At 36.8% G+C, this 16,422-nt stretch carries 12 protein-coding genes; 8 read left to right on the top strand and 4 right to left on the bottom strand.

Going from position 1 to position 16,422, the window contains the following annotated elements; genetic code table 11:
• Positions 1 to 5 precede the first annotated feature (5 nt).
• From aceB to DCC35_RS08610, 4 genes are all read left to right on the top strand, one after another.
• On the top strand, positions 6 to 1,616 hold the full coding sequence (gene aceB / locus DCC35_RS08595) for a malate synthase A (protein WP_175402767.1): 1,611 nt from the start codon (positions 6 to 8) through the stop codon (positions 1,614 to 1,616).
• Positions 1,617 to 1,640: 24 nt separating this feature from the next.
• Positions 1,641 to 2,924, top strand: a complete 1,284-nt coding sequence (gene aceA, locus DCC35_RS08600; protein ID WP_175402768.1) for an isocitrate lyase — start codon at positions 1,641 to 1,643, stop codon at positions 2,922 to 2,924.
• Between the two features lie 127 nt (positions 2,925 to 3,051).
• Complete coding sequence (locus tag DCC35_RS08605) at positions 3,052 to 3,393, top strand: hypothetical protein (RefSeq protein WP_137090397.1); 342 nt, start codon at positions 3,052 to 3,054, stop codon at positions 3,391 to 3,393.
• Positions 3,394 to 3,499: 106 nt separating this feature from the next.
• Positions 3,500 to 4,027: a ferritin gene (locus tag DCC35_RS08610; RefSeq protein ID WP_137090398.1), complete on the top strand. Its 528-nt coding sequence runs from the start codon at positions 3,500 to 3,502 to the stop codon at positions 4,025 to 4,027.
• Between the two features lie 69 nt (positions 4,028 to 4,096).
• On the opposite strand, the gene DCC35_RS08615 is transcribed toward DCC35_RS08610, so the two are convergent.
• Genes DCC35_RS08615 through DCC35_RS08625 form a run of 3 tightly spaced genes read right to left on the bottom strand, consistent with a single transcriptional unit; the run spans position 4,097 to position 10,573 of the window.
• Complete coding sequence (locus DCC35_RS08615; RefSeq protein ID WP_137090399.1) at positions 4,097 to 6,265, bottom strand: OmpA family protein; 2,169 nt, start codon at positions 6,263 to 6,265, stop codon at positions 4,097 to 4,099.
• A gap of 6 nt (positions 6,266 to 6,271) precedes the next feature.
• Complete coding sequence (locus DCC35_RS08620; RefSeq protein WP_137090400.1) at positions 6,272 to 7,180, bottom strand: PorP/SprF family type IX secretion system membrane protein; 909 nt, start codon at positions 7,178 to 7,180, stop codon at positions 6,272 to 6,274.
• Between the two features lie 3 nt (positions 7,181 to 7,183).
• Positions 7,184 to 10,573 carry a cadherin domain-containing protein gene (locus DCC35_RS08625; protein WP_137090401.1) on the bottom strand — a complete coding sequence of 1,130 codons (3,390 nt, stop codon included), beginning with the start codon at positions 10,571 to 10,573 and terminating at the stop codon, positions 7,184 to 7,186.
• A 185-nt stretch (positions 10,574 to 10,758) separates the two neighbouring features.
• On the opposite strand from DCC35_RS08625, the gene DCC35_RS08630 reads away from it, so the two are divergent.
• The 3 genes from DCC35_RS08630 to DCC35_RS08640 all read left to right on the top strand — a co-directional run bounded on the left by DCC35_RS08630 (position 10,759) and on the right by DCC35_RS08640 (position 13,329).
• The gene (locus DCC35_RS08630; protein ID WP_137090402.1) at positions 10,759 to 11,412 is read left to right on the top strand and encodes an NUDIX hydrolase; all 654 of its coding nucleotides are present in this window, start codon (positions 10,759 to 10,761) and stop codon (positions 11,410 to 11,412) included.
• The gene (locus DCC35_RS08635) at positions 11,409 to 12,992 is read left to right on the top strand and encodes a DUF819 family protein (protein ID WP_317129005.1); all 1,584 of its coding nucleotides are present in this window, start codon (positions 11,409 to 11,411) and stop codon (positions 12,990 to 12,992) included. The genes DCC35_RS08630 and DCC35_RS08635 overlap by 4 nt, the downstream gene beginning before the upstream one ends.
• Positions 12,993 to 13,068: 76 nt before the next feature.
• The gene (locus DCC35_RS08640) at positions 13,069 to 13,329 is read left to right on the top strand and encodes a (2Fe-2S) ferredoxin domain-containing protein (RefSeq protein WP_137090403.1); all 261 of its coding nucleotides are present in this window, start codon (positions 13,069 to 13,071) and stop codon (positions 13,327 to 13,329) included.
• 51 nt (positions 13,330 to 13,380) lie between these two features.
• On the opposite strand, the gene DCC35_RS08645 is transcribed toward DCC35_RS08640, so the two are convergent.
• Positions 13,381 to 15,645 carry an aconitate hydratase gene (locus DCC35_RS08645; protein WP_137090404.1) on the bottom strand — a complete coding sequence of 755 codons (2,265 nt, stop codon included), beginning with the start codon at positions 15,643 to 15,645 and terminating at the stop codon, positions 13,381 to 13,383.
• Positions 15,646 to 16,055: 410 nt separating this feature from the next.
• Between DCC35_RS08645 and DCC35_RS08650 the strand changes: the two genes are divergently transcribed.
• Positions 16,056 to 16,406: a hypothetical protein gene (locus tag DCC35_RS08650; RefSeq protein ID WP_137090405.1), complete on the top strand. Its 351-nt coding sequence runs from the start codon at positions 16,056 to 16,058 to the stop codon at positions 16,404 to 16,406.
• The last annotated feature ends 16 nt before the right edge of the window (positions 16,407 to 16,422 follow it).

Here is a 16,422-nt window from a genome sequence, read left to right on the forward strand (position 1 = left end):
ATATTATGATTGACCAACTGGAAAAGATCGAGGGTCTGCAAATAGTTGCTCCCAGTTTAGACAAGGGAAAAGAACTCTTAACTGAGGACGCATTAGAATTTGTAGCAGCCTTACACAGAAAATTCAATAATCGAAGAAAGGAATTATTGGAAAAAAGAAAACAGGTTCAGGAATCAATTGATAATGGGAAAATGTTATCATTTCTTCCGGAAACTGAAAACATCAGGAATTCTGACTGGAAAGTAGCTCCAATCCCTGAAGATCTTCAGGACAGAAGAACTGAGATTACTGGTCCGGTCGACAGGAAAATGGTAATCAATGCCCTGAACAGTGGAGCTAAGGTCTTTATGGCTGATTTTGAAGATGCTAATTCTCCTACATGGGAAAATTGCATAAATGGTCAGGTCAACTTATATGATGCAAATAGGAGGCAGGTTGATTTTACAGCAGCTAATGGTAAAGAATATAAATTAAAAGAGGAACCAGCAGTTTTAAAGGTCCGTCCAAGAGGTTGGCATCTGACTGAAAAGCACATTAAAGTTGATGGTGAAGAAGTATCTGCATCTCTTTTTGATTTTGGAATCTATTTCTTTCACAATGCAAAAGAGTTATTAAACCGAGGAAGTGGGCCGTATTTTTATTTGCCTAAACTAGAAAGCCATCTTGAAGCCAAACTATGGAATGATGTTTTTGTAATGGCACAGAATTACCTGGAAATTCCTCAAGGGTCCATAAAAGTGACAGTGTTGATCGAAACAATTTCTGCTGCTTTTGAAATGGAAGAGATAATCTATGTGTTAAAAGAACATATGGCCGGGTTAAATGCCGGAAGGTGGGACTACATTTTTAGTATTATCAAAAAATTCAAGATTAATCCTGATTTCATAATGCCTGATCGTAGCCAGGTGACAATGACTACACCATTTATGGCAGCATATGCTGAGCAATTAGTAAAGGCATGTCATAAAAGAGGTGCCCACGCTATTGGAGGAATGTCAGCATTTATTCCTTCCAAAAATGAGGATGTCAATAAGCAGGCTTTCAAAAAAGTAAAGCAAGACAAAAAGAGAGAAGCTTCAATTGGTTATGACGGTACCTGGGTAGCTCACCCTTTACTTGTACCAGTAGCTATGGAAGAATTCAATAATGTTTTATCAGAAGGCAAGGTAAACCAGAAAGATGACCTTAGAGAACAAGTAGAATTCAAGGCTGATAATCTGTTACAAATCGAAGTCGAAGGTGGAAAGATAACTGAGGCTGGATTCAGAAATAATATAAACGTAGCGATTTTATACATCGAAAGCTGGCTGAATGGAGTAGGGGCTGCAGCACTTTATAACCTGATGGAAGATGCAGCGACTGCTGAAATAAGTCGGGCACAGATCTGGCAATGGCTCCATTCAGGGGGCTTAAAGTTCGCCAATGGCAACCCGATAGATTTTCAAATATATGAGCATTTCTTAAACGAGGAACGCAAGTCGATCGAAGAAATGCTGGGTGATGAACGAGTAGCAACTGGCAATTTGAATAAAGCTGTGAGAGTCTTTGATAAACTTATAAAAAGCCAGGAGTTTCTTCCTTTCCTGACACTTCTGGCATACGAATATTTAGATTAATTGAACACCAAAACATATACTATCATGAATAAGAAAGAACAAATACAGAAATTACAAAATGATTGGAAAACTAACCCGAGATGGAATGGCATTAAAAGACCATATACGGCTGAAGAGGTTATAAAGTTAAGAGGTAATTTCAATATTGAATATACAGTTGCCAAACAAGGAGCTGAAAAGCTTTGGGCAAAATTAAATACTGAAGAGTTTGTCGCTGGACTTGGTGCTTTAACCGGTAACCAGGCTGTACAGGAAGTAGAAGCAGGTTTAAACGCTATCTACCTGAGTGGATGGCAGGTTGCTGCAGATGCTAATATTGCAGGTGAAATGTATCCTGACCAATCTCTTTATCCTGCAAACTCAGTACCGATGGTTGTAAAAAGGATAAATAATGCGTTGCAGCGAGCAGATCAGATTCAGAGTGTTAATGGAACAGGTGATACTGATTACAAGGTTCCAATCGTAGCAGATGCTGAAGCCGGATTTGGAGGTAACTTAAATGCCTATGAATTAATGAAAGGAATGATCGAGAATGGTGCATCAGGTGTTCACTTTGAAGATCAGTTATCTTCAGCAAAAAAATGCGGTCATCTGGGTGGTAAAGTCCTGGTTCCAACACAAGAAGCTGTAAATAAACTAATAGCTGCCAGGCTTGCTGCCGATGTAATGGGGACTCCTACACTTATTATTGCTCGTACAGATGCAGATGCTGCAACTCTAATTACTTCAGATATTGATGACAGAGATCATAAGTTTATCAAAAAGGAGGAAGGCAGGTCTCCTGAAGGATTTTATAATGTTCGTAATGGGATAGAACAGGGTATAGATCGTGCTTTATCATATGCACCATACGCTGACCTGTTATGGATGGAGACAAGTAATCCGGATCTTGGACAGGCCAGAGCTTTTGCAGAAGCAATTCATGAAAAATATCCAGGAAAACTATTAGCATATAACTGTTCGCCATCTTTCAACTGGGCTGCTCATCTTACTGAAATGGAAATGGAGACTTTCAGGGAGAAGTTAGCTGAAATGGGATACAAATTTCAGTTTATCACCCTTGCTGGATTCCACGCTCTGAATACTTCTATGTTTGAGTTAGCAAGTGCTTACAGAGAAAAAGGAATGGCAGGATATTCAGCTCTGCAGGAAAGAGAGTTCGCCTTGCAAAATTATGGCTTTAGAGCCGTGAAACATCAGGCCTTTGTTGGAACTGGTTACTTTGATGCAGTTCAGAATGTTGTTACCAGTGGTTTGTCTTCTACTAACGCTATGGAAGGATCCACAGAAACAGCCCAATTTAATTAATGTATTTACCCGGTGAATTAATTCATCCAACCTGTTAGTAATAAGTGCCACCCGAATGTAATATGGGTGGCACTTTTAGTTTAGGATTTATTTGGACTTATTCTAAACAAGCGCTATTTTTGTTTCAATGAAAAATCAGGGAACACATCTTGTTTATAAAAATTGCCTGGGAAGCATTTCTCAAAATGATGAGAATTATGCTTTTGAATTGACAATTCATGATAAATCGGTGTTCCTGTCACCTCAACAGTTTCTTAGACTCAAGAATAAGGTGAAAAATTTTAATCTTGAGGCAATGCTACTTCAAAATTCAAATCCAGTTGAAATTTTGATAGTACCGGAGAAAGATGAAATTTTCGTTTTAACATGCATTGAAATGGTTCAGATCAGAGATCTTTTCGATGGGGCAATGGTAATGTTATCACTTAATTCAATTCTTCGGGATGCTCTGAATCCTGCTTTATTTTAAAGAATCACTGATTTAGACTTATTCTGAATTGGTTTTTTACTGCTGTTTTTCAGCAACTTCTTTTTACATTTACAGTTATTAAAGTATAAATAAAATCTTATAACACATGAAAGATTTAATAAGATTGAATACATCACTGACTGAAAAAGTTGAAAGTCAGCTGAACGAACAAATAAGAATCGAGGCTGCCTCAAGTTCTCATTATCTTGCTATGGCATCCTGGTGCGAGGTCAATGGATTTGAAAATAGTGCAGAATATTTCTATAAACAATCTGATGAAGAAAGAGCTCATATGCTTAAAATTTTTAAGTATGTGAATGATGTTGGTGGACATGCTGTTTCTCCAAAAATCACAGAAATCAGACAGGATTATGGAAGCTTCAAAGAAATATTTGAGGTTGCACTGGAAAATGAAATAGCAGTATCAAAGTCTATTAACAACCTTGTGGATATATGCTACAAGGAGAAAGACCACAGTACAATTAATTTCTTACAGTGGTTCCTTGAGGAACAGCGTGAGGAAGAGTATGTTGCAAGAAGATGCCTGGAATTATTTGATGTGATAGGAGAGGAAACGCAGGGTCGTTGGATGATCGACAAGCAAATTCCGGAAATCACATACAGAGAAGAATAGAGTTAGAAAGATACAAACTAAAAAAAGCCGGTTTAAGCCGGCTTTTTTAGTTTCTGATAAATTTTCTTATTAGTAGGTTAATTCTGCTTCAACCCTGATGTTCATCATGTATTCAGGTTCGGTACAGTCAACACCATCAACGCATTTATTAATAGGTTCAGATTCTCCAAGGCCAAAAGCCTGGATTCTGTCTTGATCTATATCTTTAAGCACAAGGTAGTTTTTAATTCCTCTTGCCCTTTTTTGCGTTAATTTCATATTCTCTACAGCATCGCCACGGCTATCAGTATGCACATAAAATTTAATTTTATAAAATTTCTGAGCATTTAGCACTTTAGCAATATTGTTTAGTTCAGTTTTTGCATCTTCAGTTAAGGTTGCAGACCCTTCATCAAACATAATATCATCGAAAAGCAGTTTTTCACCTGATATGACTGGGTTCATGTCCACTGTATAAGAAATCAATCCGTAATTTAGACCAAATGATTCAATATCGAGAGTTTTCTCAAAAAAGCCCTCTTTAGTAACAAATAGAGAGTAATCAGAACCTTCCTCCATGATAAAGTCATACATACCATCATCACCGGTTGTATATTCATAGAAATGTCCGTTGGTCTCATCAACTAATATAACCTTAGCACCTTCTATAAATCCCGAGTTTTCCTTATCTCTGATTACACCTTGTAATAATAATGATTCCAGTACAAGTGGTAATTTTATCAATTGATTATCAACAAACAAATCTGAAGTGTTTACAACAGTTTCTTCTGAAGCAAATCCTTTTCTTCGAGCCATCAATTTGTAGTTTCTGTTTCTTTCCAGTTCGAAACGGAATTGAGCATTACGCCCACCAAAGAATTGCTCTAATATCTCACCAGACTCATTCATTAATAGGATTTCAGCACCTCTGACTTTTAAGTTATTATCAAAATCCATAATAATTCCGCTTAGGTGAGGCGATGGAACAAGACTTTTATGAAATCTGAATACTTTGTCTGAATTGCCACTTTTGGTAGGACGATTAGATGAAAAATAACCCGATCTTTGTCCCTCTTTAAAACTAATTCCAAAGTCATCATTCGGGCTATTGATCGGCGCACCCATGTTTTCAACTTTAACTACCTGAGTATTGTGAACGATGGATCTATAAATATCCATACCTCCTAAACCTCCATGGCCATTTCCAGAGAAATAAAGTGTCTGATCATCCAGTAATGGGAAGAGTTCATGTCCCTCTGTATTAACCTCATCTCCCATGTTAACTGGCACACTCCATTCACCATTTCTATCAAAGGTGATGTAAAGATCCATTCCACCTTCTCCTCCTGGCTTATCACTGGCAAATATTAAAGTCTTGCCATCTTCAGATATTGCGGGGTGACCACATGAATAACTGTCATTGTTAAACGAAAGTGGCTCAGGATTAGACCATTTGTTTTTCTTCTCATGTATAAGTTCGGAGTAAAACAATTGAAGAACTCCCTGAGGTTTTACCTTTGTAGTTACAGTACGTGTAAATATTATTTTTTTACCATCGTCAAAAAACGTAAGGGGCCCTTCGTGACTATTTGAGTTAATTGGTGAAGGAAGTTCGGTTTTGATTGTTTCATTATTGAAAAAATCGAATTTAAAAAGGTCATAATCAGATACACTTCCTTTAAATGCAGGGTGTCCTGTTTTATTACTTACACCATATAATTGATCATTGTAAATATATGGAGAAAATATATTTGAATTTTCAGAAACGAAAATCTCTTCGACACTTAAATAAGCAGTGTCTTCGAAAAAAGTGTTTAACTGATAAATTCCTTCAAGTTTATTCTTTGGCCTGCTAACCTCATTAGTGTTTTTTCTGTATAGGGTATAAAATGTGCCTGCTTCAGTGTACTTACCCTGACTACTTAAAACCTCTGCGTAATAAAGAAAGAAACGAGGTTGATCTAATCCTCCGGATTTTAATCCCTCTCCGAGCCATTTGGCCGCTTTCGAAGGTTTGTTGCTTCGATAATAACATTCACCTAGCTGAAGTTTGATCAGGTCAGGTACATTCTTATTTTCGTCAATCGCCTGGTGAAAATAAGGTATAGCCTGTTCGAATTTTTTATCATCATAATAGTTCTGAGCAATATCAACAGGATTTTTAAGGTTAGTGAATATAGAACCTTGTGCTGCTACTTCTGTTGAAAAAAAACAGTTTAGCGATATAAATAGTATAATTAAATATTTAAAGTCGTTCATCCGGTATTAGAAATATTTTGGAGTTACCGTAGTGTTTTTATCAAATGAAAATCTATAGCTTAGCATTAATTCATGCGTTCCGGAACTATATAACCTCCAGTCTTTGTTTGTCATAAAGTCATAGCTATAACCAAATTGTAAACCACTAGAAACCTGAAGCTTAAGCAATCCGGTTATTGACTCCTGGTATCTGTAAGATACACCGGTCCATAATACATCACGGAAAATACCAGTGACATTCATGTCAAATCCTAAAGGCGAACCATTGGCGTACTTAATAAGTAAGTGCGGCTTAAGTTTGAAGTCTGCATTTATATCAAATACATAGCCTCCGGTTATAAAAGCATGGGAAGTTAAAACTGCCTGAGAGCTATCATTTGTATCATCGATATATATCTCATTCATTTGAGGCATAGATGCTCCCAGATAGAACTTATCAGTATAATAATAAATTCCAAAGCCAAACGTAGGTTTCCAGCTATTGATAGTCACATTTCTAAAGGCAGGATCGGTAGATGATATTTCAGAATAATCAGCATCATAATTTATGACGCCTGCCTGCAAACCAAAAGACATAATTCCCTTGTCACTTGGAATTCGGTAAGTGAATTGAGGAATGATAGCTCTGTTGGTAGTTACTCCAATCTGATCCTGATAAAGTAAACCTCCGATTGCAATCTTTTGGTTTTTTAACGGACTATGAATCGATAGGGTTTGAGTAGAAGGAGCTCCTTCCATACCAACCCATTGTTCTCTCCATAAAATTGAAGCGTAAAAAGCATCCTGGCTGCCAGCGTAGGCAGGATTGATCGCCGAACCGTTAAACATGTATTGTGAATACATAGGCATTTGTTGAGCCTGAATATTCCAGCCTGCGATATTTAAAAAAATGAATATTATTAAAACCCGTTTCATTTGTTACCTTTTTAACACTAAAAATCCTTGTAAGGGCTTAGAAGAACCTTCGATGTATAAGAAATAAAAATATGTTCCGTCAGGAGCTCCCTCTCCTCCAAGGCTTAATTCTGTATTTTGGCCTTCCCAACGAACATTGAAATTGTCGTAACCAGTAGCCTGATAGATCAAATTTCCCCATCGATTGTAAATCTCTACTCTGTTTTGAGGAAACTCGCCGATTCCTTCTATCGTCCAGAAATCATTATTACCATCACCGTTTGGTGAAAATCCTTTAGTTGGTTTTAAAGGTTTAATAACTATTTCTTCTTCCCTGTAATCAAGTATACCATTGTTATTGAAATCTGCCGGATTACAAGGGTCACTACCAGCTTCTTCCGCATCCGGTATATCGTCACCATCACTATCCGTTGAAAGATAATCAGGTGTCCCATCATTATCAGAATCTAAAGGATTGTTCACCTCATCTCCAATTTCAATATGATCAGGTATTCCGTCCTCATCGCTATCCATTACAATAACAGTAATTGCTAATACAGATTCCGCACAAAGACTACCATTATCACATGCAGAATAAGAAATATAGTCTGTACCACTTGAGCAATTATTAGCTTCATATTCAAACCCAGTGTTATTATAAAGAATATTTCCAAAGTCAGTCTGATAAGATCCAGATGAAGCCAGGTTTACAGGATCATTTTCAGGGTCGTTAACGTACTTAATTATATTATCTACAATCATTTCACCACCTAGTACCTCATAAAATAATGTATCTGCGGTAGGGGCTTCGTTTATATCTAAAATTGAAATAGTAATCGTTGTTGAGGCTTCCAGATCAGTATTGTCGATTACACCTAATTCAAGTGTCCAGGATTGCTGTGATTCATAGTCTAACAGAGATTCGTCATCAATATATATTTCTCCATTATTTCTAATTCCAAAAGGAGTGTCAGGGTTTCTTATAAATATCCTGAGAACATTGTTTTCAGGATCTGTTACATCAGCTGTTGTGACTACAGTACCTTCCGGGCTATTTTCCTCAATAGTTTCGTTTGTTGCAGAAATAGTCGGTGGTTCCGGAATATCGTTTATGTTGATTGTAATCTGCGCTTCACTACTAAGGCCCCCGTCATCGACAACCCTAACTGTTAAAACGAATTCCTGATTTTCTTCATAATTCAGAACAGAAGCGTCGGTCACGGTTAATCTACCATCCTGGCTCAGATTAAAATATGTCGCTCCACTTCCGTCTATGATTTCGAACTTATCAAAGTTTCCATCTTCATCAAAAGCTTCCAGAACAGCTACTAACATATTCGTAGGGGAATTTTCATCTATTTGGAAAACTTCATCTGAAGTTAATGGGGCCTCATTTATATCATTTACATTGATAGTAATTGTAATAGAGGAAGATAGTCCACTATCGTCAGTAACGGTCAATTCCAGGTCAAATTTTGGATTTATTTCAAAATTTATTGCAGCGCTGTCGTTAACTGTTATATTTCCATTTTGATCAATACTAAAAGCATTTTCGATATTACCGTTAGTAATTTCAACAACGGAAATGTTATTCTCAGGATCTGAAATCTCAGCAGAAGTCACCTGCAATCCAGAAGGACTATTTTCATCGATTGATGTATTTGAAGCACTTATTTGAGGGGCCTCGGGAATATCGATAATTTTAATTATTATCTGAGCTTCACTTCCCAGACCGAGGTCATCAACTGCTCTGATTATCAATGTTAACTCACTATTTATTTCAAAATTTAACCCAGAGGGATCTGTAACTGTTAATTCTCCATCAGCACTTAGGTTAAAATATGGAGCACCATCTCCTCCAATGATTTCAAATCTATTGAAATTTCCGTCCTCATCATTGGCAGTAAGTGTAGCTATTAAGGTATTGACCGGTACATTTTCTTCAACCTCAAATGTTTTACTATCTGTTGTTGGTGCTTCATTAATATCAAGAACAGTTACTTTAATAATGATTGTTGCGGTTAATCCTCTTAGGTCTGTGACGGTTATTTCTAGATTAAATTCAGGTGTTTCTTCAAAATTAAGCGCTGAAGAATTGTTGACTGTTAAATTTCCGTTCAAGTCAATTGCAAAAGCATTATTAATATTGCCACCAGTGATCTCAACGGTTTCTATATTGTTTTCAGGATCTGTAATAACCAGGGTTGTAAGTAAAAAACCCGAATCGGTATTTTCTTCAACATCCTGATCTGTACCTGATATTGAAGGGGGCTCGTTAACGTTATTTACAGTAATTATAATTGTTCCCTGAACTTTATTACCATTCCTGTCCCTTACTTCGACTATTATTTCGAAAGATGGGTTGGTTTCGTAATCAATTGCATCAGGATTATTTACTGTAATTAGTCCGGTATTTTTATCAATCGTAAAGGCATTATCTATATTACCTCCAATAATCTTAAACAGAAGGTTGTCGCTGTCAGGATCGGTAGCATCGACGGTTACAACTTCAGTTCCTGCAGGTACATTTTCATCAACATTGGCATCAGTGGTATTTATTACTGGTGGTTCTCCGGCTAAAGTAAAATACTGGAATGTTGAAATACTTTGCTCAAGAGCAGCATTTATATCGGTAATCCCTGAGTCGTCAATATTATAAATATCCGAGATATCCTTATCAAAAACACTACTGGATGCATTTGCAACTCCTGTAAAGTTATTTCTGTTCCTGGCAATTACGGTTGTTATCTTAATATCCTGATCAGCAGATATCCCTATCTCTGAAAGTGTAAAATACATATCCGTAAAAACAGGAACTGTACAACTTCCGGCATTTGGATTAGCTAAACTGTGCTGATATACATTTTCATAAATATTTGTTTCCTGGCCAGTCTCCAGGTTAAAGATACTTTTCAACTGTAATCTAAAACCAAAAAATCTGTAAGTAGAAATGGAAACCTCCCTGTCAAAACCATTGTGATCTGGATTCGATTCTATTAAAATATGAACAGAAATATCATTAGTATTTAAATCACCAGTTCTGGTTCTAAAAATAACACCATCATCAGCTGTATTCAGGGTGCTGTCGGGGTTTACGTAATAATAGTATAATCCTGTTTGATTCTGACCCGTAACGAGATCATAATTTCCACAATCACCTCCTTCAGCAGCGTCACCGTTAATTTCGTTGGGTCCGGGGATACCCATAAAACTTAATTCGAATTCCGAATATTCATTTGCTCCGGTAAAGGAGGAACCTGAATTTGTTATCCACCCGTCACCATTTGGATCGAGGATCGCATCAATTCCTGCATCAGAAGAAGGCTGAATTATTTCACCCGGGCTTTGAGCATTAATAGTATGCCCTGTTCCTATAAAGATTACTATTGCTAGTAGAAAAATATACCTGTACATATCAACAAAAAATGGCGTCTTAGAAAAAGTATCTCAGATTTCAATCTGAAAAATGCAATAAAATAACCGAAATCTAATACAATTAATTACTCAAAACAAATTCTTGTAGTAAAATAGCTGGTTTTGTCTATTTTTAAAGTTTATAAATCAAAGCAAATATAAAATGCTTAGGTTAAACCTTATTTATGGAGGAGTTAAATTTTAATAGTTTTATAGATAAACTGGAAAGGATATTAAAAAATCCACTACCGGGAAGATCTGCACAACTTGAAATGTCGGCAAGATTTGACGAAAATCTGGCCGAAAAATACTTTAATCCCGGTCGTGATGCCAGAATGGGAGGTGTAATGGTCTTGTTTTATCCCGAAGATGATGGTACAATATCACTACCATTGATGCTAAGACCTGAATATCCCGGAGTTCACGGTGGGCAGATCAGTCTTCCGGGGGGTAAGATGGAGCCTGGTGATAAAGATTTAATTGAAACAGCAAAAAGGGAAACTGAAGAGGAGATGGGTGTTAATTCTTCAGATATTAATATTTTGGGTAATTTATCTGAGCTTTTTATATTCGCAAGTAACTTTTTAGTCATACCTTCTATTGGTTATCTGGATTATAAACCAGACTTTGTTCCGGAAGAAGGTGAGGTAGAAAAAATTATACCGTTTCCGGTTAAGCGTTTAATTGATCCGGAAACTGTAAAGACAACAAATATTCAGGCTGCAAGAGGCATCAGGTTACACGCTCCTTATTTTGACGTTGGAGGGCATATTGTCTGGGGAGCAACAGCAATGATGTTGTCTGAATTACGAACCATACTTAAGAACCTTAATTCATGAGAAACTTATTATCACTATTACTTTTTCTTTCGGCTTTATATTTTGGGATAAGTCAGGAAAAATCTGACTACACATTTGAGGATACTTATTCCGATGGAGTAGAGATAGAACTGTTAAGACCCGAAAGTGCTTATTTTCTTAAAGAAGGCCCGTTCTACATTCATTTAGATGAATATATGGAAGTTGGAAAGGACAGTTTAATAATCGAAGCATATGGTTTGGAAACCATTCCGGATAAAAAATTCCTCAAATTAAGTGGTTCGAGACATGAAAAAATTAAGGTACAGATAATTTCCGGGGAGGAAGAGATTAGTAAGTCTTTCTACTTAATTAAAAAAAGACCTCTTGTTGAGAATGATGCTGTTGTTTTTGGATTGTTAATGTTTATTCTTGGGTTGATATTTTACACTTCCGGTAGTAAAATTCCATTCTTTAAGAAATTTTATTCTGTAGTCCCGGCTCTATTATTATGTTATTTCATCCCCTCACTACTCAGTTTATTCGGGATTGTAAATGCCTCTTTGTCTAATGTTTATTATGTGGCATCAAGGTTTATGTTACCTGCCGGACTGGTTTTGCTTACTTTAAGTATAGACTTTAAAGAGGTTCTTAAATTAGGTCCTAAAGCCCTCATCATGTTTTTTACAGCAACTATTAGTATAATAATAGGTGGTCCGGTTGCTTTATGGCTTGCTTATACCTTATTCCCGGGCTTGATAGGAGAAGAGTTTTTTGATTCTCTATGGAGAGGAATGTCAACTGTAGCAGGTTCGTGGATAGGAGGCGGAGCCAACCAGGCTGCAATGTACGAGGTATTTAGGCCAAGTGGGCGGTTGTACTCTGTTATGATAGCTGTAGATGTATTAGTAGCTGAACTCTGGATGGCATTTTTACTTATCGGGGCAGCAAGGACACATATTCTGGATAAAAAGCTTAAAGCTGATACTTCTGCAATAGATAATCTTAAAAAGAAGATGGAAGATTTTAGTCTCTCTGTAGCGAAAATTCCATCTTTCAGAGATATGATGATTATTCTGTCTGTAGCATTTACGGCTGTGGCTATCGGTCATTTTGTTGCAGATAATCTGGCCCCATGGTTTACGGCTAACTTCCCGGATGCCAGCCGTAAAATGAGTTTAGGATCATCTTTCTTTTGGTTAATTATAGTAACAACTACGATCGGCTTTGCACTTTCATTCACCCAGGCTCGTAAATTAGAAGGGTCAGGAGCAAGTAAATTTGGAAGTATATTTATTTATATCCTCGTTGCTTCTATTGGAATGCAAATGGATGTTGGAGCAGTTGTCGAGTATCCACAATACTTTCTTATTGGGCTAATCTGGATGTCCCTACATGTCATTATTTTATTAATTGTGGCTAAATTAATTAAAGCACCATTCTTTTTTGTCGCTGTAGGTAGTAAAGCAAATATAGGTGGTGCAGCATCTGCGCCAGTTGTTGCGGCAGCCTTTCATCCCTCATTAGCACCTGTAGGAGTACTTTTAGCTGTTTTAGGATATGCTTTGGGTACTTACGGAGCCTATTTTTGCGCATTATTAATGCAGGCTATTGGAGGGTAAATTATTGATGAAAGATTTTATAGGTTTTTGCTTAAAATTCAATTAACAAATGAGGAATTATTGCGTTACATGAGTTATGAGTAAAAAAGATGCTGTAAAACATTTTGCTTTTGTGTGTAACGGAAAATCATGCAAAAAGTGTGGAAGTAAAGAGTTAGAAAAGAGCTTATCACAAGCGGCAAAAAAACATGATCTCAAAGGGAAATTTAAAATAATAAAAACCAAATGTACCGGTAGGTGCAAAGAATCACCCGTTCTAATTGTAAAAGATAATTGGCATGTAAAGGTAAAGCCAGATGAAGGAGAAAAATATATTCAGAAATACATTTTAAAATAAAAAAGGGATCGAATTTCGATCCCTTTTTTATTTTATCTATCAGCTTAGTGATTAAGCATTTTGCTTTTTGATAAGATTTAATGCAGATCCTGCTTTAAACCACTCAATCTGACCTTCATTGTAAGTATGGTTTGTTACAATCGTATCAGTGCTACCATCAGCATGAGTAAGCTTTAAGGTAATTGGTTTGCCAGGAGCAAAAGAATCAAGATCAATGATATCGATTACATCATCCTCAAGAATCTTATCATAATCATTTTCATTTTCAAAAGTAAGTCCCAGCATACCTTGTTTCTTAAGGTTGGTTTCGTGGATACGAGCAAATGATTTTACTAATACCACTCTAACACCCAGGTGACGAGGCTCCATAGCTGCGTGCTCACGAGAAGAACCCTCACCATAATTATGATCACCAACTACAATAGAAGGAATCCCTTCAGCTTTGTAATGACGAGCCACATTTGGTACACTGTCATACTCTCCTGAAATCTGATCTTTTACGCTATCAGTTTCTTCGTTAAAGAAGTTAACAGCACCAGTTAACATATTATTTGAAATGTTATCAAGATGACCTCTGTACCTTAACCATGGACCAGCCATAGAAATATGGTCAGTAGTACATTTACCTTTAGCTTTAATAAGAAGCTTCATACCGGTAATGTTCTCACCGTCCCATGCGTCGAATGGAGAAAGTAATTGTAATCTTTCACTATCAGGATTAACGATTACGTCAACATCACTACCGTCTTTAGCAGGAGCTTGATATCCGGCATCTTCAACAGCGAATCCTTTGATTGGAAGTTCGATACCCTTAGGCTCTGGAAGCTTTACTTCTTCACCCGCTTCGTTTTTAAGCGTATCCGTCATCGGGTTGAAAGTCAGGTCACCTGCAATGGCAAATGCTGTAACTATCTCTGGAGAAGCTACAAATGAATGAGTATTCGGGTTACCGTCATTTCTTTTTGCGAAGTTCCTGTTAAAAGAAGTGATGATCGAGTTTTTACGCTTTGGATCGTCAGTGTGTCTTGCCCACTGTCCAATGCATGGACCACAAGCATTTGCAAGAACAACACCACCCATATTCTCGAAAGTATTCAGATAGCCATCTCTTTCAACAGTATATCTTACCTGTTCAGAACCAGGAGTAATCGTGAACTCAGCTTTAGCTTTAAGTCCTTTAGCCTGTGCTTCTTCAGCAACTGAAGCTGCTCTTGTGATATCCTCATAAGAAGAGTTTGTACAAGAACCGATCAATCCAACCTCAAGAGTTTCAGGCCAGTTATTTTCTTTTACTTCTTTAGCGAACTGAGATAAAGGAGTAGCTCTGTCCGGAGTAAAAGGACCATTGATATGAGGCTCAAGCTCAGAAAGATTGATCTCAATTACCTGGTCAAAATATTTTTCAGGATCAGCATAAACTTCTGCATCACCAGTTAAATGTTCTTTTATATTATCAGCTAAATCAGCTACTTCAGCTCTTTCAGTTGATCTCAGGTATTCTGCCATGCTGTTGTCGTATCCAAAAGTTGAAGTAGTTGCTCCAATTTCAGCACCCATGTTACAGATAGTCCCTTTACCTGTACAAGAAAGAGACTCAGCACCTTCGCCAAAGTACTCAACAATGGCACCAGTACCACCTTTTACAGTAAGTATACCCGCAACCTTAAGGATTACGTCTTTTGCTGATGTCCAGCCACTTAATTTACCGGTTAACTTAACACCGATTAGTTTAGGGAATTTAAGCTCCCACGGCATTCCGGCCATAACGTCCACGGCATCTGCACCACCAACACCAACAGCGACCATACCAAGACCACCTGCGTTTACAGTGTGAGAGTCAGTACCGATCATCATTCCACCAGGGAAAGCATAGTTTTCAAGTACAACCTGGTGAATAATTCCAGCTCCCGGCTTCCAGAAGCCTATTCCGTATTTATTAGATACAGAGCTCAGGAAGTCATAAACTTCTTTATTGTTTGATTTAGCTTTTTCAAGGTCTTTATCAGCTCCGATTTCTGCCTGGATAAGGTGGTCGCAATGTACAGTTGAAGGTACAGCTGCTTGTTTCTTTCCAGCCTGCATGAACTGTAACAAAGCCATCTGTGCAGTAGCATCCTGCATAGCAACGCGATCTGGAGCAAAATCAACGTATGATTTTGCACGCTCGAAATTCTCGAGTGGCTGATTGTTATGGAGGTGACTATATAAGATCTTCTCAGTTAAAGTAAGTGGACGGTTTACAAGTTGCCTGGCTTTTTCAATTTTGCCGGGCATCGACTCATAAACTGCCTTAATCATGTCAATATCAAATGCCATATTTTTACAGTCTAATTTTAGCTTAAACTAATTTGAGCCACGAAGATAAATAAAAGGAATTAATCTTTAAAGACAATTTAAGGGATAAGGTGTTTTTGGCGCTATTTTAGATACGGTCTAAAGAAGAGTAAATTATAAGTGTAATATATTAAGCCTTTTAATCCTTTTTAAACGAATTAAGAGTGCCTAAAATTGTATTTTTAATTGGAAAATGGCTATTATTATTAATTAATGATGTAATTTCACGGGATAGTATATGCTTTCTCTTGCTGAATTTTCTTAAGATCAGCCTTATTTTTTAGATTAGTAAGAGAAAATTATCGATGGAATAGGAAAATTTAATTGTTAAAGAGGTTACAAAAGTGTTTTATAGCCTATTTATAAATAAAGTTAATCCGGATTTTTTATATATGAAAAAGGTATTCTTTTCTTTATTGCTACTAATAGCGTCTTTCAGCGCTTCTTTATCATTTAATTCAAAAGATACTCCAAGCAATGATCCAGTTAAATTTAAATTAATTGATCAGGGTGGTGATAGTTTTTCTATTGAAATTAATTTAACTGACAAACAAGAAGGATTGAAATATCAGCTTTTTGAAGGTGAAATGCCAGATTATGAAATTGTAAAAAAAGGTGTAGTCACTAATGGCGAAATGATTATTAGCGATCTGGATAAAAATAAGGAGTATGTTGTGAAGTTTTTTCAAAATGATGGAACAAGCTTTCATACTGGACTTATTCAATTTAATAGCGGTCAATAAATATTAAATTATTCAT

Source organism: Mangrovivirga cuniculi (assembly GCF_005166025.1).
In the GTDB taxonomy this organism is placed as follows: domain Bacteria; phylum Bacteroidota; class Bacteroidia; order Cytophagales; family Cyclobacteriaceae; genus Mangrovivirga; species Mangrovivirga cuniculi.

Excerpts from the sequence above, each read along its gene's own strand:
- aceB (WP_175402767.1), top strand. The coding sequence starts at position 6 with ATGATTGACCAACTGGAAAAGATCGAGGGTCTGCAAATAGTTGCTCCC.
- aceA (WP_175402768.1), top strand. The coding sequence starts at position 1,641 with ATGAATAAGAAAGAACAAATACAGAAATTACAAAATGATTGGAAAACT.
- DCC35_RS08605 (WP_137090397.1), top strand. The coding sequence starts at position 3,052 with ATGAAAAATCAGGGAACACATCTTGTTTATAAAAATTGCCTGGGAAGC.
- DCC35_RS08610 (WP_137090398.1), top strand. The coding sequence starts at position 3,500 with ATGAAAGATTTAATAAGATTGAATACATCACTGACTGAAAAAGTTGAA.
- DCC35_RS08615 (WP_137090399.1), bottom strand. The coding sequence starts at position 6,265 with ATGAACGACTTTAAATATTTAATTATACTATTTATATCGCTAAACTGT.
- DCC35_RS08620 (WP_137090400.1), bottom strand. The coding sequence starts at position 7,180 with ATGAAACGGGTTTTAATAATATTCATTTTTTTAAATATCGCAGGCTGG.
- DCC35_RS08625 (WP_137090401.1), bottom strand. The coding sequence starts at position 10,573 with ATGTACAGGTATATTTTTCTACTAGCAATAGTAATCTTTATAGGAACA.
- DCC35_RS08630 (WP_137090402.1), top strand. The coding sequence starts at position 10,759 with ATGGAGGAGTTAAATTTTAATAGTTTTATAGATAAACTGGAAAGGATA.
- DCC35_RS08635 (WP_317129005.1), top strand. The coding sequence starts at position 11,409 with ATGAGAAACTTATTATCACTATTACTTTTTCTTTCGGCTTTATATTTT.
- DCC35_RS08640 (WP_137090403.1), top strand. The coding sequence starts at position 13,069 with ATGAGTAAAAAAGATGCTGTAAAACATTTTGCTTTTGTGTGTAACGGA.
- DCC35_RS08645 (WP_137090404.1), bottom strand. The coding sequence starts at position 15,645 with ATGGCATTTGATATTGACATGATTAAGGCAGTTTATGAGTCGATGCCC.
- DCC35_RS08650 (WP_137090405.1), top strand. The coding sequence starts at position 16,056 with ATGAAAAAGGTATTCTTTTCTTTATTGCTACTAATAGCGTCTTTCAGC.